Below are 17,099 nucleotides of genomic sequence, written 5' to 3' on the forward strand. Positions count from 1 at the left end.
ATGATATTATCGACATTGACGAGTTGATAAAAAAATCTAACCAACTTAGAGAACGAGAAAAAGAGATCAATAAAGAATTGAAAAGTATAAATCGAAGTAGCAAAACTGCCAATGAAGAAACAAAATATATTATCTCTAACATCGATACTGTATGGGAATACTCTACTGATCATGAACGAAAGCAGTTAATGAATAGCATTTTTACGCAAATCGTTATTGATACCAAAGAAGAATATAAAAGAGGAACAGGAAAACCTAGAGAAATCATTATTGTATCAGCGAAATGATTATATGTCTTTTATGGGTGGCGGTACGCTAATTCCCTGGGCATTGATCCCCGCTGCGGCTATCTGTGGTGTGAGTCCGTTTGAGCTAGCGCGCAGAAACTTAAAACCCGTGGCAATTGGATTAGTTGTCACGACCGTCGTAGCAATGTTTCTTATTTAAATTTTACATTTTTTATAAAGCATGAGTAATACAGTTAAATTTGGATACGATAAAAATCCTGGTCTAATAATCTAGACCAGGATTTTTTCATCCCATATATTGCTTTGAATCCATTGGAGCAGTTGGTGTTAAATAAGCTTTTACTAACGTATAAAACAGCAAACCCACTGTCAGCCAAAAACCACCTAGTAAGTAGCCACCCAAAACATCTGTCATATAGTGCTCAGCTAATAGGAAACGACTGACACCAATGAATAAAATCAGTAAACTAAAAACGATAATTGAAGCCTTTCTAACCGTCTCATTCTTCACATAAAAAATAATAAAAAACAATAAAAACCCATAAAGCATCAAACCCAGCATGGCATGACCACTTGGAAAGCTGTATCCCTCTACTCCCAATGTCGGACGTAGTCGTTCAATCCATGCTTTTACGGCGTTGTTCAGTAAATAACCGCTTAAAACAAAAGCCAGTACAGTCACAGCACCTACAGTGTCACGCTTGTTGAAACCTAATACTCCAACAAGTAAAAGGGATAGAATAATAATCATTGGCTTTGAAGCAAAAAATGAAGTAACTTCTAAAATTCGAATCACCAGCTCATGATTATGTATGTTTGTAGCAATGGTTAGAAAGAACGCATCTATGCCGTGCACCGGTCCATTAATTGTCATAACGACACCTATAAACATCCCCATCAGTGCAAGTAATAATAAAAGAATAAATCGATATTTCATACGCCACTTCCTCATGTATAAATTTATCTCCTTCTATTATTCATCGAACAAAAGCAAATGTGCAATCAATTTTTATTGGGAACGCTTCATTTGTTTTCATTTTCATCAAATATTGATATAATATAAAATGTCAAATAATTCTAAACTATTTATTTATTTAACAAAAACTCTACAAACAGCTATTATCAATGAAAGGATCTGACTTAATGATTTCAGAACTACACTCTTTACTAGAAAAAAGCTATGATGAAATGGTCCAAATTAGACGTTATCTTCACCAATACCCTGAACCTTCTTTCAAAGAATTCCAAACCGCTACTTATATCCGTAGCTTTTATGACAAAATTGGCGTGCCTTACCGAGCAAACGTTGGTGGAAATGGCATCGTCGCAACGATTAAAGGAGAAAAGCCTGGTCCAACAGTTGCTTTACGTGCCGACTTTGATGCTTTAGCCATCCAAGATGAAAAAGACGTACCCTATAAATCAACTGTTCCTGGCGTAATGCACGCTTGTGGACACGATGGACACACGGCTACCCTTTTGGTTCTCGCTAAATCCATTCAACAGTTAAAAGATCGCTTAGAAGGAACGATTGTGTTCATTCATCAGCATGCTGAAGAATATGCGCCTGGTGGAGCGAAACCAATGATTGAAGATGGATGCTTAGATGGCGTAGATGCGATTTTCGGCACACATTTATGGGCTGTTACCCCTACAGGTGTCATTCAGCACAGAAACGGTCCGTTCATGGCGGCAGCGGATCGATTTGAAATTACCATTAAAGGCGCTGGAGGTCACGGTGCTCAACCTCACAAAACCAAAGATGCAATTGTCATTGCTTCTCAGCTCGTGGTTAACTTGCAGCAAATTATCAGCAGACGCGTCAATCCAGTTGAATCAGCCGTCATTACTGTTGGTTCTTTCGTAGCGGAAAATGCCTTTAACGTAATTGCTGATTCAGCAAAGCTTGTTGGTACAGTTCGCACGTTTAGCGAAGATGTACGCAATGATATGGAAAGAGAAATTGAGCGTATCATTCAGGGAACCTGCTTAGCTGCTGATGCTTCCTATGACTATTCGTTTAAACGCGGCTACCCCGCCGTTGTCAATCATAGCGAAGAAAATGCGTTCTTAGCAAAAGTAGCAGAAACAATTCCAGAAGTGGAAAAAGTGGAAGAAACCGAACCGCAAATGGGTGGAGAAGATTTTGCTTATTATCTGCAGCACATAAAAGGAACATTCTTTTTCACAGGAGCGCAGCCTGAAGGCGTCGATACTCCTTATCCACATCATCATCCAAAGTTTGATTTTAATGAAAAAGCGATGTTAATCGCTTCAAAAACACTCGGTACAGCAGCAATTGAATACTTATCTAAAGAACAAAAAGCAGAATCCATTACATCTTAACTAGTTCGCCTCCATCTATTGAGTGTGGAGGCTTCTTTGCATAGGTAGAAACTTTTTGTCTCTTGCTTCGTATATAAGAAAAGCGGTTTTCAAAAAGGGGTGTCTGAATGACTGAGTATGAACAAAGAGCGTTGGCTGATGCAGAACACTGGAAGATTACGCTGTTAAAGCGTCCATCTGCCTTTCAGCGAAATGCCAAGCAGCTGCAAAACAAATTGAATAAAAAAGTACCAGAAAGCATTCATAAAATAATTACGGAAAGCATAAAAAAAATGGTAGAGACCACAATTATTGGCTCTACCATTACCACAAAGAAGGACTATAATCGCCATTTAAGCTTTGAAGAGCGTGAAGCTGAAATTAAGGCAACGATTTCTAAATATCGTAAAACTGCTGCCGTTGAGGGGGCAGGAACAGGCGTTGGCGGACTGTTGTTAGGCGCAGCTGACTTTCCTCTTTTTTTGTCAATTAAGATGAAATGTTTGTTTGATATTGCTACTATTTACGGTTTTGACGTCCGCAAGCAAGACGAACGGCTATTCATTTTATATATTTTTCACCTTGCGTTTTGTAGCGAAGAAAAGCGAACGGAAGTCTTTGCTCTTATACAGGAATGGAATCAATCGTCTCAACATAATCTCGATTGGAAAAGCTTTCAGCAAGAGTATCGTGACTATATTGATGTAATTAAAATGCTTCAGCTCATGCCTGGATTTGGCGCTTTTGTTGGTGCTTTTGCAAATTATCACCTGCTTGATCATGTCACTCAGGTTGCAATGAATGTATATCGTCTGCGGTTATTATCCTCAAACGAAAAAAATCTGCCCTAGGAGGCAGATTTTTTTATGCAATGGCTTTTTTCTTAATATAAGCAGTAACAAAAAATTGAACAAATAGCCCACCTGCAACAAAAGCAAACAAACCAACAAGCAAGTTAGAAGCTGCTACCACAATACTTAAACAAGCTGCTTGCAAAAATAAGACATTTCGAATAATGCTTAAAAACGCTGCTCTTCTTGTTTGCTCTTGAAGAGGATACAGAGATAACCACAAAACTTGTTTATGATGTTTCCATAGCGGCATGATTTGAAATCCTGTTATATAAAGCGTTAACAGTACAATAACAATATTTCCATAAGCAAAAGGAGTCGCTATCAAAATTAACCCGCTAATGACCGTCAAGCGTACTAGCAGACCTAAATAATCTCCTGCGCGCAAAAACGTACGCGTATATAAATAGCGATGAGTTGCCTGCTGTTGAAACGGGATACTCTTTAGAATAGTGTCCAAGTATGCCCTACGCTTTACCTGCTCCTTTAGTTGCGGAACATCCGTAAATAAGTTAGCCAAGCGATAAAACATTGCCACTCTCCGCTCTTCAAGCTCGATCAATGTTTCCCACTTCAACGGCTTTGCTTTTACAAGGGAACGGTAATATAGGGCTAAGCCGATAATAATAGCTCCTGTAACAGCGGGGAAAAACGCATAAGATCCCACAAATAGAAAATAAACAAACACTCCATTTAACAGGAAACGTACAAGGTAATCGATCCACCTTGCGTACTTTTCTTCAAAATAAACGCTCCACCACGTCATTTTTAAATTGATTGCTTTTAAAATCAGCAAGAGAATTAAATGCGTAAAAATCGTTGAATACGTCTGGTCCGTTACTTTTACGTGCAGCGGAGCAACAGCGGCTGTCAGTATAAGTAGCACATAAATATATGTGGAAAACGTATAAAAAAATGACTTTTTAAAATACAACTGTAGCTTTGATTCAAGCGCAAGCATAAAGACTAAATCTGGCCTTTTTAAAAACGTACGAATAGAACCGCTCGTGAGTATCAGACTCATGATTACTGCAATTAAAAACGCTGATGGAAAAGCTGGTGTTAACGTATCTAACCACTGCTGATAATAATAAGCAGCTGCCCCAATGGCAAACACGAGCACAAGCTTTAAATGATCGTTAAAAATATACTTCATATAGCGGCGCGTATCTTTTAGATGCTGCTGAAATCGCTGCTGCCACAGCCCTTCAATACTACTCATAGTCCTCTTCCTTCGTCAGTTCAATATAGATTTCATCTAGCGTTGCGTTTGGCTTATTAAACTGGGCTCTTAAATCCGCTAGCGTTCCTTGTGCTCTTACTTGACCGTTATGTAAAATAACAAATTTGTCACAATAGCGCTCTGCTGTGGCTAAAATATGCGTAGACATTAAAATGCCGGCTCCCTGCTTTTTCATATCAGTCATTAAATCTAATAATGACTGAATACCAAGTGGATCTAGCCCTAAAAATGGTTCATCAATAATATAAAGTGAAGGCTGAACTAAAAAGGCACACATAATCATTACCTTTTGCTTCATCCCTTTTGAAAAATGAGCTGGAAACCACTTCAGCTTTTTATCCATACGAAATTCTTTTAACAGCGGCTTTAAGCGAGCTTCATACGTTTTGGAATCTAACCCATAGGCCATTGCCGTCATATCTAAATGTTCTTTTAACGTTAGCTCATCGTATAAGATTGGCGTTTCAGGAATAAATGTAAATTGCGTACGATAGCCGGTTGAATCCTGTTGAAACGTTTTATTATGAATAGCAATGGATCCTTTCTTTGGCTCCATTAACCCAATAATATGTTTAATGGTTGTACTTTTACCTGCTCCGTTAAGGCCAATAAGCCCAACTAGTTCTCCTGCATTAACCTCGAAAGATACGTCCTTTAATACAGGCGTTTTTGTATATCCTCCAGTTAAATGTTGAATTTGTAATAAACTCATTGAATTCTCCTTTAAATACGTGAATTTAGTAAACAAAATAACGTGACATACGCGGTAAATGAAAGTGTTCCATACAACATAGCAATGATGACAAACCGCTCATTTTTATCTATTGTACCAAATCTTCTTCAAGGATACATTTTTTTAACCATCAAAATAAGGATTATATTTCCAGTTTAAGTTTTTAAATACGTGGACATTCTAATTAGGGAAGAAGGAAAGCAGTTGATGTTCAACATTAGCTTTCTACATCTGAAATGAGGTGTCTACACCAGACATTAATCATGAAGCCCTATGTTAAGCGTTATAATAAGGGGATGTTAGTCATGAGCGTAATTGGAATTGATTTATAAAAGGTAGACAATATTGTTCATTTATCACTGTGTAAATGAGGTGTTTGTCAAAGACCACGAACGACTTCGTTCAATTTATTTATCCATTCTACAAATTGCTTAAATGAGGTGTTTGTCAAAGAGAAGAAACGTTTTATTCTACGTTAATGCTTGTCATTAAAATGTCGAATGAGGTGTTTGTCGAAGACAATTTACATGAATTAGGCACATTATTACGTAAATGAGGTGTTCCTTAAACGCAATATAGTGAAATAGAAGCTTTGTTTCCTTCTTCATAGCGAGGTGCATCATTCGATTGCATCTCGCTTTTTACTGTTCTCTTCTTTTTCCTCTTCTATTTATGCTAAAATTAAGTCGTACAAGCTATTTTATTTTTATGAAAGAAGGGTGAATAATATGAGTAATCTCGATGAAAACTGCATCTTCTGTAAAATTATCCGCGGAGAAATTCCGTGTGCCAAAGTGTTTGAAAATGAACATGTACTAGCATTTTTAGATATTAGCCAAGTCACAAAAGGCCATACGCTTGTTATTCCTAAAGTACATAAAAAAGATATTCATGAGCTTACGCCTGAAATTGCTCGTCATTTATTTGAAGTCGTACCGCAAATTGCCACGGCAATCAAAGAAACATATGAGCCAGTTGGAATCAATATTTTAAATAATAACGGTGAAAAAGCAGGTCAATCTGTGTTTCATTATCATATGCATATTATTCCTCGCTACGGTGAAGGCGACGGCTTTGGTGCAGTGTGGAAAGAGCATACAAGCGACTACACACCTGAAAAGCTACAGAGCATCGCAGCTGAAATTTCGGAGCGTCTATAAGACAAAAGAGTCTGGGACAAAACAAAATGTCCCTTTCTAAAGGACGAATGATGCCTTTTTTAAAGTCGTTAGGTTATAATAACCGGTTCGTTCCATTGCGCTACAGACACTCGCTTTCCGCGGGGAGGAATCTGAGCCTCCTCGCTACGCTGCGGGGTCTCAGCCTTTCCTCTATCTCCCGCAGGAGTCACGTGTCTTACGCTCCATTCCACTAATTCTCTAAAATTGGTTTCCCAATCAACAAAAAATCCGAACTATAAAAGAGTCGTTAACTCTCAATGGTTCGGATAGATCATTGACTGAAACACTTATGTCTCAATCTCTTCTTTAATCATATCTACGTGCGGAATCCCGTCGTCATCATACACGTTTGAAATCGCATAAAACCCAAATGATTCATAAAAATTCTGCAGGTGACTTTGTGCCTGAATTTTTACAACCTCTTCTCCCATTTGATCCTTTAAGAACGCTAATCCTTTTTGAACTAACTCTCTTCCCATCCCTGTTTTTCGATAATCTGAGTGAACAAGGACGCGACCAAATGAAGCTTCTTGATAGCTAACTCCTTTAGGCATTAAACGGATGTATGCAATGATTTGCGCATTTTCCACTTTAAATAAATGATAAGAAGCCTGGTCCTTTCCATCCACCTCTAAATAAGCACACTCTTGTTCAACAACAAATACCCTAGTACGCTCCTGTAAGATGTCATATAGCTCATGCGTTGTCAGCTGATCAAATGTTTTAATATGCCACGTCAAGATGATAACCTTCTTCCTGTTTAGATATTTTATGTATTTATCGATTTTAACACCTTTTGTCACGCATTCCTACGTTTTTTATTTTCTATACTGATTACTTAAAATTTTTCAAAAGTTTTCACACATTAAATTATTTTCATGATAGTATAGTGATATTCTTTCTGACAAAGAAGCAAGATACAGTCTGTGATGAATGTGAAAATCTGAGGAGGAATTAACGTGATTTCAGTAAAACGTGCTTACAATTTTAACGCAGGACCATCTGCACTTCCCCTACCTGTCTTACAACTTGCTCAACAAGAGCTAACGGATTTTAAAGGGACGGGCATGTCCGTAATGGAGTTATCTCACCGTAGCAAAGAATTCGAAAATGTTTTGAACCATGCAAAAGAAACATTAACAGAACTACTTTCAATCCCAGACACACATGAAATTTTATTTTTACAAGGCGGAGCTAGCCTTCAGTTTTCAATGATTCCAATGAACTTTTTAGGAAAAGATCAAGTAGGAGCATTTGTGCTCACTGGTGCTTGGTCGGAAAAAGCATTAAAAGAAGCTAAAAAAGTTGGTGAAACAACGGTTGTTGCGTCTACTAAAGAAGAAAATTACCGTTCAATTCCAACATTAGATCGCGCTGCTCTACCTTCAAACACCGCGTATCTGCATATCACATCTAACAATACAATCTTTGGCACACAGTGGGCTGAATATCCAGAATTTGAAAACATTGATTTAATCGCGGATATGTCAAGCGATATTTTGTGCCGTCCAATCGACGTATCTAAGTTCTCCTTGATTTATGCCGGTGCTCAAAAGAATTTAGGCCCATCCGGCGTAACCGTTGTTATTATTAAAAAAGACTTGTTAAAGCGAATCCCAGCAAACTTACCAACTATGCTCGATTACAATACGCATATTAAAAGCAACTCATTATATAACACGCCTCCAACGTTTGGTATTTATATGCTATCTCTTGTTTTAGACTGGATCAAAGAACAAGGGGGCGTCACAGTAGTTGCAGAAAATAATAAGAAAAAAGCAGAGTTAATCTATTCTAGCATCGACAAGTCAAATGGCTTTTACACACCGCATGCAACAAATGATAGCCGCTCACTAATGAACGTGACGTTTACTTTACCAAATGAAGAATTAACCGCTGCTTTCTTAGCACAATCAAAAGAACAAGGCTTTGTTGGCTTAGCGGGACATCGTTCTGTAGGCGGCTGCCGTGCTTCTATTTATAACGCTGTTCCACTAGAAGCATGTCAAGCATTAGCGGCATTTATGGATGAATTTGCATCCGTTCACGCGTAAACTGATTGATTCTGTTTTCACAGATTTATGTTATAATTAGTCTATAAATATATGCAATAGGCACAGGCGCACTATTGGTATATTTAGAGCTTAGCTTAGAAGAGGAGAGATGAGAAATGAACACAAAAACATTAGTATCACTATCTTTATTAGTTGGAATTGGTGCCGTACTGCATGCGATTATGCCACCTGTCTTGTTTGGTATGAAGCCAGACATGATGTTAACCATGATGTTCTTAGGTATTTTACTATTCCCTGGAATCAAAAACGTTTTACTGCTTGGATTAACAACGGGTGCTATTTCTGCCTTAACAACAGGATTCCCTGGTGGGCAAGTGCCAAACATCATTGATAAACCAATCACTGCTTTTATTATTTTTGGTTTATTACTTCTTGTTCGTAACGTTACAACAGTGAAGACACCTGTAGCTGCCGCTCTAACAGCGGTTGGTACACTTGTATCAGGCATTATTTTCTTGTCAGCAGCAGCACTTATCGTTGGGTTACCAGGTGGTTTAATGGCGCTAATTGTAGGCGTTGTATTACCTGCAACGGTTGTAAATACCATTGTTATGGTTGTGGTGTACCCGATCGTAAACTCTGTACTAAAGCGCACAAGTATTTCAGCAAAAGTATCATGATTTGAAAGGGCCTGTACCACGCGGGCCCTTTTTGTATTTAGCAGGTTTATTTCTTAACGGTTAGGAAACATAATACAGTATAAACTCTTTGACTCTTAAAAAAGTTAGATGATGTCATTATGAACAACTTTGTTCATAAAAAGAAATAATATATAGGAGTGATTTTATGAAACGTACTACCTCCCTTTTTACAGGCATTGCGGCTGGGAGCATTGCCGCAGCTGCTGCAACGCTTTTGCTAACCCCCACTTCAGGTAAAACATTGCGCCAACGCATTGCGCAAGAAAGTCATCAAGTAAAAGAAACAAAAGAAGACATCTCTGGAAAGATTAAACATCTTAAAACGCAGATTCAAACGACTGCTAAAGATGGAAATACTATAGTGAAAAATATCGCAAAAGACCTTTCAAAAACGCTCAACGAATTCCAAAAAGACATTCGTCCACACCAGCAGTCCATCCAATCACACTTAAATGAAATTGAAGATTCACTTTCACACCTAGAAAAGCACATACAAACAACCAAAACTGAAGGGAAATAAAGGAGGTTTTTTACCTCCTTTATTTAATTTTTTAAAATTTCGTAAATTTACATCTTTATAATTTTTTATTTTATTGGCATAATAGAAGATAAATAAAAAAAGCAATTGCGCTAAAGTAGGTGGGGAGAAAATGAAAAAAACAAGTGATCAAGTGTATGATTTGAAAGAAGCACTCTTATTTAGCCAACGTATTGCCCAATTAAGCAAAGCACTGTGGAAGACCGTAGAAAAAGATTGGCAGCAGTGGATTAAGCCCTATGACTTAAATATTAATGAGCACCATATTCTATGGATTTCATATCATTTAAACGGGGCATCAATTTCAGAGATTGCAAAGTTTGGGGTAATGCATGTTTCAACAGCGTTTAACTTTTCTAAAAAGTTAGAAGAAAGAGGATTGTTGGAATTTTCAAAAAAAGAAACCGATAAGCGCAACACTTACATTCAACTAACGCAAAAGGGCGAAGATATTTTACTAGCTTTAATGGAGAACTACAAGCCATCCGAGAACTCTGTTTTTAATGGTGCTCTTCCCCTTCGAAACTTGTATGGCAAATTTCCAGAGTTTATGGAACTAATGACCGTAATCCGTAAAATTTACGGGGAAGACTTCATGGATATTTTCGAACGTTCATTTCATCACATTGAAGAAGAGTTTGTTGATAACGATGGCAAGCTAGAAAAAAGAGAAAAAATCGTGACTGATCAAAAAGAAAGCATTTCTAATTAAGAACTAGTCACGAATCCATTGCACGATATTAAAAAGCTCTGTCATTACATCTTGATACGAGCTTTGATTCAGTAAAGACTCGATTGTTTCCTGCGGGTCCAGCTTATAATTAAGCATTCCAACAAATTGTGTAAGAAGCGGAACGAAGTCAGTTAAGCCTTCCGCTTTTTGCTCAATGTACACCTCTTTAATTTCTTCGCATAGAAGTAAAACATCTTCTACTTCTCTTCTCGTTAGCTCTTCTTTAACAACGAGCTCAATAAATGGCTTTGCTTCCTGCTCAGGCGTTCCAGCTAGCAATTTTATGTAGTATTCTAAACGTGACACTCTAGATTCTAAAGTTTCCATCCTTTACTCTACTCCTTCACCGTTCATGTCCCTACTTCATATTGTACATGATTCGAACCCTTTCTTCCAAATAATTCTTTATGTTACAATGCATTTCAACGGCCTTGTCTTTATTTCGCAAGGGCATTTCGATCCCCCCTTATTTTCGACAGTTCTTCCGCAATTTACAGGAAGTTTTAGCGAATCTCTATCTATTTTCCTTATTTTTTGGTAATGTTAATATTGACATTACTCGCTAGATATTATTTTCTCATTAGATAAACTACGTATAGTCCAGATAATTGACGTCGATTTTAGGGGGATTCTACTTTATGTACATATTCTTTATACCGTTTGCTTTATTTATTTTATTTTACATTAATACACTAACAAATACATTATGTCTACAAAAAGAAATTCCTGAAGAGAAGCAACCAAAGGTATTTCGTACAATTAATATTTTAATTACAATTTTATTGATCTCTTCCTATGTTGAGGTATTATTCACATAAAACGCGGTGAACCCAGTCACCGCGTTTTACTTTATTGCTTAGTATGCTAAGCCATAGCCGATGATTACTAGTAAAATAAACAGGACTACAATTAAAGAAAAGCCGTTTCCACATCCATGTTTACCCATTTGTTTCTTCCTCCTTCATCTCCTACAGTCTCTGATGTTATTAGTAGTAACAAGCACATCCGATAATTACTAATAAAATAAATAACACAACTAATAACGCAAAACCGTTTCCATATCCATATCCATGACTCATAATATGAGCACCTCCTTCGTTTACTAATACTGCATGTTATGCATGAACACTCTAAAGCGTCTAGGCGTTTATCACGATTTTACTAATTATTTCTGCATTTCTTACTTTCAGAACGGATTTAATTAAGGGAAATAATTACTTTTTATTCTTGTGTTCACTTTATTTCCATATTCATTTCGTTAAATTTGAGAAATATGGTATAGTAAAACGTATGAGTGAACTATCATTACACTTTATATGAAAACAAAGAGTAGGAGTGTGTATATATGAAAAAAAGCTTAATTGCGCTGTCAACTGCTGCAAGTATCGTAGCATTATCAGCTTGTAGTAGCGATGCTTCAGAATCAAAAGGTGACTCAGCAAAAGTCATTGTTGAAACTGATGCAGGAAACGTGACTCAAGGTGAACTATATGAGGAAATGAAGAATTTAATTGGTCAAGACCAATTCAACACTTTAGTGCGCAATTTAGTAGATGAAAAAGTACTTAGCGAAAAATATAAAATTACTGATAAAGAACTGGATCAAGAGTTAGACAATCTTCGTGAACAATACGGAGATCAAATTGACCAAGCTATTGAGCAAAATGGTGAAGATTCCGTAAAAGACATGCTTAAAGTAGACCTTTTACGTGACAAAGTAGCAACAGCTGATATTAAAGTATCAGAAAAGGAATTAAAGGAAGCATATAAAGCGAAAAAGCCTGAAATTAAAGCTAGTCACATTCTAGTTGAAGATGAAAAAACAGCAAAAGAAGTAAAGGCTAAGCTTGATAAAGGTGAAGACTTTGCAAAATTAGCGCAGGAATATTCAACTGATACAGGTTCTGCCGAAAAAGGTGGAGACCTTGGATATTTCGGTGCTGGCGAAATGGTAGAAGCGTTTGAAACTGCTGCTTACAAGCTTAAGAAAGGCGAAATTAGTGAGCCGGTTAAATCAGACTACGGCTATCACATCATTAAGCTAGAAGATAAAAAGAAATTAGCTTCTTTTGAGGATATGAAAGCTGACTTAGAGCAAGAGATTAAGCGTTCAAAAGTTGACCAAGCTAAGCTAGAAGAAAAGCTGTTAAAAGAGCTTGAAGATGCAAATGTAGATGTAAAAGATAAAAAGGTTGAGCCTGCGTTTGAAAAAACAGATAGCACAAATGCTCAGGGTTAATAACTTAACTCAAAAAAAGGACCGTTCGAAGGAACGGCCCTTTTCTTATTCATGTGCTTAGATTGAATTGCCTTCGCGGCGCTCTTTTTCTACATTCATCCGGTCAATAAAAATTTGACCTTCCTTTTCAATAAATGACTCATCAATGTGCTTTTCTTGCTGTGCAGAGCGAATGGCCATAAATCCACTAAAAAAGATACCTGCTACAACTAAATAAATCCAAATCGGTAATGTTACCATCTCTTCATCCTCCACATCCATTATTTACAACCACTATATGTACAAGTTGTCTCGGATATGACTGATACTTTTATTCAACTGTTGGTTTATAGAATGATCTATTGTCCAATGCAAAGATACGCTCTGTAAATTCACCTGGCTTTGTTTTGTCTAAAGCACGATCTAACATATTCATTTTAGCATCGACGTTGTCAATTAAATGGAGCATTTCTGCTTCTTTAATAAGCGGCTTTTTAGGGCTCCCCCACTCTTCTTTCCCGTGGTGAGATAGAACCATATGTTGAAGAAGCATAACTTCTTCACCTTCAATACCTAACTCTTCAGCTGTTTTCCCAATTTCATTCACCATAATTGAAATATGTCCCAATAAATTCCCTTCAACCGTATAGGTTGTTGAAACAGGACCTGAAAGCTCAAATACTTTTCCTAAGTCATGTAAAATAACGCCAGAATATAATAAATCTCGATTTAATGATGGATATAAGTCAGCAAACGTTTTGGCAAGCTTAAGCATCGATACAACATGATAAGCCAAACCTGAGACAAATTCATGGTGATTTTTTGTTGCCGCTGGATATTCTAAAAACTCTGACTGATACTTATTCAATAAATGACGCGTCAGGCGCTGAATATTAGAATTTTTCATTTCAAAGATGCTTTGTGTAATATATTCAACCATTTCTTCTCGAGATAATGGTGCTACTTCTAGAAAATCAGAAACTCGAACTCCATCTTGCGGCTGTGCTGGGCGAATGTTGCGCACCTTCAACTGATTTCTACCGCGATAATTCATTACTTCTCCTGCAACCTTTACGATCTTTTCTGCAGCATACGTTTCTTCATCTTCAGGAGATACATCCCATAGCTTCGCTTCAATATCTCCTGTTTTATCTTGTAAGATTACCGTCAAAAACGGCTTTCCGTTACTTGCAATTCCTCTTGTTGAAGATTTTATTAAAAAGTATAAATCCACTTGTTCGCCTACTTCATGCTGGCCAATTCCTTTTGCCATGTCAGTTCCTCCTTACGTTACGCGTCTATTCTCGCTGTAACCTGTCATTCCTTTACATTTATTTTAACACCATCACTTCGTTAATGCACGACTCGACCGAAAAAGGCATGAACTCACTACGATATGAGCTCATGCCTTTTTCTATTCTTATTTTTTTATGGATTCTTTCTTTGTTAACTGAAGTGCTTTTTTAATATCTTTAAACGATGAAGATTTTCCATACATCAAAACGCCACCTCGGTAAACTCGAGCACCAAACACAGCGAGTAAGCCAATGGTTGCAACGAGTAAGCCAATGGAAAGCGCAATTTCCCACACCGGCACTGTTAGCATTCCAACACGCAAAAACATAATCATTGGTGCAAAAAACGGAATAAATGACGTGATAGTAATAAATGACGCTTCAGGCTTCCCTAAACCAAACATAGCAATCATAAATGCTGCTACAATTACAAGCGTCATCGGTGTAATCATTTGCTGTACATCTTCAATACGGCTAACAAGCGACCCCAAAAACGCAGCTAGGGTTGCAAATAAGAGATAACCTAGAATAAAGAAAACGAATGCATACACAAACGTCTGAATCGGTACATCTGAAAACCCTAGGAAATCAGAAAGTTCGCTGGAACTTCCTTGTAAAGACATATAGCCGACCGCAGCAATAATTGTAAACTGAGTCAAGCTTAATAACGCAATCCCTGCAATTTTTGCAAACATTTGCTTTACTGGAGAAACGCTGGACACGAGAATTTCCATCACTCGTGATGACTTTTCAGTTGCAACTTCCATCGCAATCATGCTGCCGTACATAATAACGGAGAAATAAATAACGAACAGTAAGACGTACACAAGTCCCCTAGCTTGACTTAGTTCTTCCTCTGTTTTGGCATTATCTACTAACGCTTCTTTTTCAAATGCAACTGGACTATAAATCTCTTCAATCTGCTGAGGGTCTAAATCGACCTTCTGAGTAGCATAAGCAACTTTCATTTGTTGAAGTCCCTGCTGTAAGGACGTCGCAACCGCAGATTCTGCTAAAGAGTTTGACTTGTAAACACCTTGTGGTAGCTCTTCGCTATTGATTGATAGCTGAAGATACCCTTCAATCTCTTCGTCTTTGACCTGTTTCTTAGCTTCTGACTCCGACTTAATTTCTTTTAGCGCTAAGTCTTCATCAATAAGTTTCATATTTTCCTTGAATGTGCTGTACGCCTCTTCGGATTCACTGAGAACTCCCACAGTCGTTTGCTCGTCATTATCAAAAGCTTTAATAATTGTATCTAAGTTCGTAATTCCTAATAAAAGCAGGACTGTAATAGCAGTCGTAATGATAAACGATTTTGTCTTAAGCTTGTTTAAATACGTATGCGCTACAATGATCCAAAATTTATTCATACGAAGCACCTACCTTTTCAATGAAAATATCATTTAGAGAAGGTTCTTCTACAATAAATTTTCGCACAAATGAAAAGTCTGCCAGCTCTTTGAAAATAGCTTGAGAGACATCCTCATTCTCGATTTGCAGATTAACACCTTCAACCGTTTGTTTCATTTTGACAACTCCATCTACAGCTTCTAAGCGTTCAAATGGACCTTCTCCGTGAACGATAACATTCTTCTTACCAAAAGAGCGTTTAATGTCCCCTAGCTTGCCGTGCACAACAGGCTGACCATGGTGCATGATGCATAAATGCTCACAAAGTTCTTCCACGTGTTCCATACGGTGACTTGAAAAGACGATTGTTGTTCCTCGCTCTTTTAAATCAATGACCGCTGACTTGAGGAGCTCAACATTAACTGGATCCAGCCCGCTAAACGGTTCATCTAAAATAAGCAGTTCTGGACGGTGAATCACTGATGCGATGAACTGGATTTTTTGTTGATTTCCTTTTGACAACTCTTCTACTTTTTTATTGGCGTAGTCAGGTACGTTAAAACGCTTCAACCAATAATCCATTTCTTTTAAAATATCATTCTTGTTCATCCCTCGTAGTTTACCAAGATAAACAAGCTGATCTCGCACTTTTAGCTTTGGGTACAACCCTCGCTCTTCTGGTAAATAACCAACGATATTGCTTGTTTCATATGTAATCGGTGCACCCTTCCACGTAATGGTTCCCGCCGACTGTTCAATCAAGCCTAATACCATTCGAAACGTTGTTGTTTTCCCTGCACCATTAGCCCCTAAAAATCCAAATATCTCACCTTTTGGAATATGTAACGATAAATTGTTCACGGCTGTAAATGAGCCGTATTGCTTTGACACATCCGTCAATAACAGAGACATATTTCTCCTCCTTTTAATAAATTACTTCGCTAACTATCCCTTGAACCAACAGCCTAGTCACCAGTAAAGAAACAGGATAATAGAAATGAATAAAAAGTTTTAAACAAACCGAAGTTTAAATGTTTTTATCACTTACTAATCTACTTATCCTTGGCGACGTGCTGAAAAAATCACTCAGTTAGACCTACTTCTTATTGTATGGAAATTTTATGTAGTTGTAAACCGAAGCAGGAGTTTTCAATATAAACTTCGAATTTTAATAAAGTGAACAGATATCCATTTTCTAAAGGAGAGGTCTTCATGACAATGTATACGCTAACAGTTTTTGAAAAAGACGGAGAAAAACTATTGGATGAAACGTTTGAAGCTGCAAGTGAACGTGATGCAAAAGAAATTGGAATGAGTAAACTAACGGAGCTAAATTACCATGAAAAAACGCACCGATGCGTACAAGCTAACGGGAAGCTTGTATTATTTCATCGTTAAAATAAAAAGAGTTTGGGACATAACAAAATGATGGCTTCTAAAAGACGAACACTAGCTGTTCCCATCTCTTTAGTTTGTCTCAACTCGTTCGTTCCATTGCGCTACGGCCACTCGCTTTCCGCGGGGAGGAACCTGAGCTTCCTCGCTGCGCTGCGGGATCTCCGTTTTCCCTCTCTTTCCCGCAGGAGTCGAGTGTCTCACGCTTCATTCCACCCTGTTTCCAACATTGTTTTCACAATCAACCAAAAAACCTGAACGATTAAAAGT

Annotated in this window: 25 protein-coding genes; 12 read left to right on the forward strand and 13 right to left on the reverse strand. The window is 37.6% G+C overall.

Annotated features, from left to right (window positions below; all coding sequences use genetic code 11):
* Positions 1-287, forward strand: a 287-nt coding sequence (locus AS180_RS05445; RefSeq protein WP_197414233.1) for a hypothetical protein, incomplete at its 5' end; no start/stop codon positions are given.
* A complete protein-coding gene (locus AS180_RS22310; protein WP_153301202.1) occupies positions 271-447 on the forward strand; it encodes a hypothetical protein in 177 nt (58 codons plus the stop codon). The genes AS180_RS05445 and AS180_RS22310, both read left to right, overlap by 17 nt.
* Positions 448-534: 87 nt before the next feature.
* On the opposite strand, the gene AS180_RS05450 is transcribed toward AS180_RS22310, so the two are convergent.
* Positions 535-1,200 carry a phosphatase PAP2 family protein gene (locus AS180_RS05450; protein WP_062954501.1) on the reverse strand — a complete coding sequence of 222 codons (666 nt, stop codon included), beginning with the start codon at positions 1,198-1,200 and terminating at the stop codon, positions 535-537.
* Between the two features lie 191 nt (positions 1,201-1,391).
* Here AS180_RS05450 and AS180_RS05455 point away from each other — a divergent pair, with 191 nt between their 5' ends.
* Together AS180_RS05455 and AS180_RS05460 are read left to right on the forward strand one after the other, a co-directional pair.
* Entirely contained in the window at positions 1,392-2,594 is a 1,203-nt protein-coding gene (locus tag AS180_RS05455) for a M20 family metallopeptidase (protein ID WP_062686525.1), read from the forward strand.
* Between the two features lie 107 nt (positions 2,595-2,701).
* Positions 2,702-3,424 (forward strand): EcsC family protein, encoded by a 723-nt coding sequence (locus AS180_RS05460; RefSeq protein ID WP_062686526.1) that lies wholly within the window; start codon positions 2,702-2,704, stop codon positions 3,422-3,424.
* A gap of 13 nt (positions 3,425-3,437) precedes the next feature.
* Here AS180_RS05460 and AS180_RS05465 read toward each other — a convergent pair whose 3' ends face one another.
* Positions 3,438-4,646 carry an ABC transporter permease gene (locus AS180_RS05465; protein WP_025907778.1) on the reverse strand — a complete coding sequence of 403 codons (1,209 nt, stop codon included), beginning with the start codon at positions 4,644-4,646 and terminating at the stop codon, positions 3,438-3,440.
* Positions 4,639-5,379: an ABC transporter ATP-binding protein gene (locus tag AS180_RS05470; protein WP_025907779.1), complete on the reverse strand. Its 741-nt coding sequence runs from the start codon at positions 5,377-5,379 to the stop codon at positions 4,639-4,641. The genes AS180_RS05465 and AS180_RS05470 overlap by 8 nt, the downstream gene beginning before the upstream one ends.
* A gap of 749 nt (positions 5,380-6,128) precedes the next feature.
* Here AS180_RS05470 and AS180_RS05475 point away from each other — a divergent pair.
* Positions 6,129-6,560 carry an HIT family protein gene (locus AS180_RS05475; RefSeq protein ID WP_025907780.1) on the forward strand — a complete coding sequence of 144 codons (432 nt, stop codon included), beginning with the start codon at positions 6,129-6,131 and terminating at the stop codon, positions 6,558-6,560.
* 68 nt (positions 6,561-6,628) lie between these two features.
* On the opposite strand, the gene AS180_RS22315 is transcribed toward AS180_RS05475, so the two are convergent.
* Together AS180_RS22315 and AS180_RS05480 are read right to left on the reverse strand one after the other, a co-directional pair.
* A complete protein-coding gene (locus AS180_RS22315) occupies positions 6,629-6,772 on the reverse strand; it encodes a hypothetical protein (protein ID WP_156413451.1) in 144 nt (47 codons plus the stop codon).
* Positions 6,773-6,868: 96 nt separating this feature from the next.
* Complete coding sequence (locus tag AS180_RS05480; protein WP_062686527.1) at positions 6,869-7,321, reverse strand: GNAT family N-acetyltransferase; 453 nt, start codon at positions 7,319-7,321, stop codon at positions 6,869-6,871.
* A 222-nt stretch (positions 7,322-7,543) separates the two neighbouring features.
* On the opposite strand from AS180_RS05480, the gene serC reads away from it, so the two are divergent.
* From serC to AS180_RS05500, 4 genes are all read left to right on the forward strand, one after another.
* Entirely contained in the window at positions 7,544-8,635 is a 1,092-nt protein-coding gene (serC, locus tag AS180_RS05485; RefSeq protein ID WP_025907782.1) for a 3-phosphoserine/phosphohydroxythreonine transaminase, read from the forward strand.
* A 116-nt stretch (positions 8,636-8,751) separates the two neighbouring features.
* Positions 8,752-9,276, forward strand: coding sequence for a tryptophan transporter (locus tag AS180_RS05490; protein ID WP_025907783.1), 525 nt, complete (start codon positions 8,752-8,754; stop codon positions 9,274-9,276).
* Between the two features lie 166 nt (positions 9,277-9,442).
* Positions 9,443-9,817 (forward strand): YtxH domain-containing protein, encoded by a 375-nt coding sequence (locus tag AS180_RS05495; RefSeq protein WP_062686528.1) that lies wholly within the window; start codon positions 9,443-9,445, stop codon positions 9,815-9,817.
* Between the two features lie 130 nt (positions 9,818-9,947).
* Entirely contained in the window at positions 9,948-10,547 is a 600-nt protein-coding gene (locus tag AS180_RS05500) for an HTH-type transcriptional regulator Hpr (protein ID WP_025907785.1), read from the forward strand.
* A 3-nt stretch (positions 10,548-10,550) separates the two neighbouring features.
* On the opposite strand, the gene AS180_RS05505 is transcribed toward AS180_RS05500, so the two are convergent.
* Positions 10,551-10,895 (reverse strand): DUF1878 family protein, encoded by a 345-nt coding sequence (locus AS180_RS05505; protein ID WP_025907786.1) that lies wholly within the window; start codon positions 10,893-10,895, stop codon positions 10,551-10,553.
* A 311-nt stretch (positions 10,896-11,206) separates the two neighbouring features.
* Here AS180_RS05505 and AS180_RS05510 point away from each other — a divergent pair, with 311 nt between their 5' ends.
* A complete protein-coding gene (locus AS180_RS05510; protein ID WP_025907787.1) occupies positions 11,207-11,386 on the forward strand; it encodes a hypothetical protein in 180 nt (59 codons plus the stop codon).
* 38 nt (positions 11,387-11,424) lie between these two features.
* Here the strand turns inward: AS180_RS05510 and AS180_RS21545 are convergent, their stop codons facing one another.
* Both AS180_RS21545 and AS180_RS21550 read right to left on the reverse strand, forming a co-directional pair.
* On the reverse strand, positions 11,425-11,514 hold the full coding sequence (locus AS180_RS21545; RefSeq protein WP_081801800.1) for a YjcZ family sporulation protein: 90 nt from the start codon (positions 11,512-11,514) through the stop codon (positions 11,425-11,427).
* Positions 11,515-11,554: 40 nt separating this feature from the next.
* Positions 11,555-11,647 carry a YjcZ family sporulation protein gene (locus AS180_RS21550; protein WP_076513325.1) on the reverse strand — a complete coding sequence of 31 codons (93 nt, stop codon included), beginning with the start codon at positions 11,645-11,647 and terminating at the stop codon, positions 11,555-11,557.
* A gap of 266 nt (positions 11,648-11,913) precedes the next feature.
* On the opposite strand from AS180_RS21550, the gene AS180_RS05515 reads away from it, so the two are divergent.
* Positions 11,914-12,807: a peptidylprolyl isomerase gene (locus AS180_RS05515; RefSeq protein WP_062686529.1), complete on the forward strand. Its 894-nt coding sequence runs from the start codon at positions 11,914-11,916 to the stop codon at positions 12,805-12,807.
* Positions 12,808-12,864: 57 nt separating this feature from the next.
* Here the strand turns inward: AS180_RS05515 and AS180_RS05520 are convergent, their stop codons facing one another.
* The 4 genes from AS180_RS05520 to AS180_RS05535 all read right to left on the reverse strand — a co-directional run bounded on the left by AS180_RS05520 (position 12,865) and on the right by AS180_RS05535 (position 16,346).
* Positions 12,865-13,047, reverse strand: a complete 183-nt coding sequence (locus AS180_RS05520) for a sporulation YhaL family protein (RefSeq protein ID WP_025907789.1) — start codon at positions 13,045-13,047, stop codon at positions 12,865-12,867.
* A 70-nt stretch (positions 13,048-13,117) separates the two neighbouring features.
* Positions 13,118-14,059 (reverse strand): 3'-5' exoribonuclease YhaM, encoded by a 942-nt coding sequence (yhaM, locus tag AS180_RS05525; RefSeq protein WP_025907790.1) that lies wholly within the window; start codon positions 14,057-14,059, stop codon positions 13,118-13,120.
* Positions 14,060-14,206: 147 nt separating this feature from the next.
* Positions 14,207-15,454 carry an ABC transporter permease gene (locus tag AS180_RS05530; RefSeq protein ID WP_025907791.1) on the reverse strand — a complete coding sequence of 416 codons (1,248 nt, stop codon included), beginning with the start codon at positions 15,452-15,454 and terminating at the stop codon, positions 14,207-14,209.
* Positions 15,447-16,346, reverse strand: a complete 900-nt coding sequence (locus AS180_RS05535; protein WP_025907792.1) for an ABC transporter ATP-binding protein — start codon at positions 16,344-16,346, stop codon at positions 15,447-15,449. The genes AS180_RS05530 and AS180_RS05535 overlap by 8 nt, the downstream gene beginning before the upstream one ends.
* 300 nt (positions 16,347-16,646) lie before the next feature.
* Here AS180_RS05535 and AS180_RS05540 point away from each other — a divergent pair, with 300 nt between their 5' ends.
* The gene (locus tag AS180_RS05540) at positions 16,647-16,832 is read left to right on the forward strand and encodes a YhzD family protein (RefSeq protein WP_061786415.1); all 186 of its coding nucleotides are present in this window, start codon (positions 16,647-16,649) and stop codon (positions 16,830-16,832) included.
* A 69-nt stretch (positions 16,833-16,901) separates the two neighbouring features.
* Here AS180_RS05540 and AS180_RS23815 read toward each other — a convergent pair whose 3' ends face one another.
* The gene (locus AS180_RS23815) at positions 16,902-17,033 is read right to left on the reverse strand and encodes a hypothetical protein (RefSeq protein ID WP_258954108.1); all 132 of its coding nucleotides are present in this window, start codon (positions 17,031-17,033) and stop codon (positions 16,902-16,904) included.
* Positions 17,034-17,099 lie beyond the last annotated feature (66 nt).

The organism is Priestia veravalensis (assembly GCF_001457055.1).
Lineage (GTDB): Bacteria > Bacillota > Bacilli > Bacillales > Bacillaceae_H > Priestia > Priestia flexa.

Excerpts from the sequence above, each read along its gene's own strand:
- AS180_RS05540 (WP_061786415.1), top strand. The coding sequence starts at position 16,647 with ATGACAATGTATACGCTAACAGTTTTTGAAAAAGACGGAGAAAAACTA.
- AS180_RS05495 (WP_062686528.1), top strand. The coding sequence starts at position 9,443 with ATGAAACGTACTACCTCCCTTTTTACAGGCATTGCGGCTGGGAGCATT.
- AS180_RS05535 (WP_025907792.1), bottom strand. The coding sequence starts at position 16,346 with ATGTCTCTGTTATTGACGGATGTGTCAAAGCAATACGGCTCATTTACA.
- AS180_RS05490 (WP_025907783.1), top strand. The coding sequence starts at position 8,752 with ATGAACACAAAAACATTAGTATCACTATCTTTATTAGTTGGAATTGGT.
- AS180_RS05475 (WP_025907780.1), top strand. The coding sequence starts at position 6,129 with ATGAGTAATCTCGATGAAAACTGCATCTTCTGTAAAATTATCCGCGGA.
- yhaM (WP_025907790.1), bottom strand. The coding sequence starts at position 14,059 with ATGGCAAAAGGAATTGGCCAGCATGAAGTAGGCGAACAAGTGGATTTA.
- AS180_RS05500 (WP_025907785.1), top strand. The coding sequence starts at position 9,948 with ATGAAAAAAACAAGTGATCAAGTGTATGATTTGAAAGAAGCACTCTTA.
- AS180_RS05465 (WP_025907778.1), bottom strand. The coding sequence starts at position 4,646 with ATGAGTAGTATTGAAGGGCTGTGGCAGCAGCGATTTCAGCAGCATCTA.
- AS180_RS05470 (WP_025907779.1), bottom strand. The coding sequence starts at position 5,379 with ATGAGTTTATTACAAATTCAACATTTAACTGGAGGATATACAAAAACG.
- AS180_RS21545 (WP_081801800.1), bottom strand. The coding sequence starts at position 11,514 with ATGGGTAAACATGGATGTGGAAACGGCTTTTCTTTAATTGTAGTCCTG.
- AS180_RS05450 (WP_062954501.1), bottom strand. The coding sequence starts at position 1,200 with ATGAGGAAGTGGCGTATGAAATATCGATTTATTCTTTTATTATTACTT.
- AS180_RS05530 (WP_025907791.1), bottom strand. The coding sequence starts at position 15,454 with ATGAATAAATTTTGGATCATTGTAGCGCATACGTATTTAAACAAGCTT.
- AS180_RS05510 (WP_025907787.1), top strand. The coding sequence starts at position 11,207 with ATGTACATATTCTTTATACCGTTTGCTTTATTTATTTTATTTTACATT.
- AS180_RS05460 (WP_062686526.1), top strand. The coding sequence starts at position 2,702 with ATGACTGAGTATGAACAAAGAGCGTTGGCTGATGCAGAACACTGGAAG.
- AS180_RS05505 (WP_025907786.1), bottom strand. The coding sequence starts at position 10,895 with ATGGAAACTTTAGAATCTAGAGTGTCACGTTTAGAATACTACATAAAA.
- AS180_RS05515 (WP_062686529.1), top strand. The coding sequence starts at position 11,914 with ATGAAAAAAAGCTTAATTGCGCTGTCAACTGCTGCAAGTATCGTAGCA.
- AS180_RS21550 (WP_076513325.1), bottom strand. The coding sequence starts at position 11,647 with ATGAGTCATGGATATGGATATGGAAACGGTTTTGCGTTATTAGTTGTG.
- AS180_RS05455 (WP_062686525.1), top strand. The coding sequence starts at position 1,392 with ATGATTTCAGAACTACACTCTTTACTAGAAAAAAGCTATGATGAAATG.
- AS180_RS05520 (WP_025907789.1), bottom strand. The coding sequence starts at position 13,047 with ATGGTAACATTACCGATTTGGATTTATTTAGTTGTAGCAGGTATCTTT.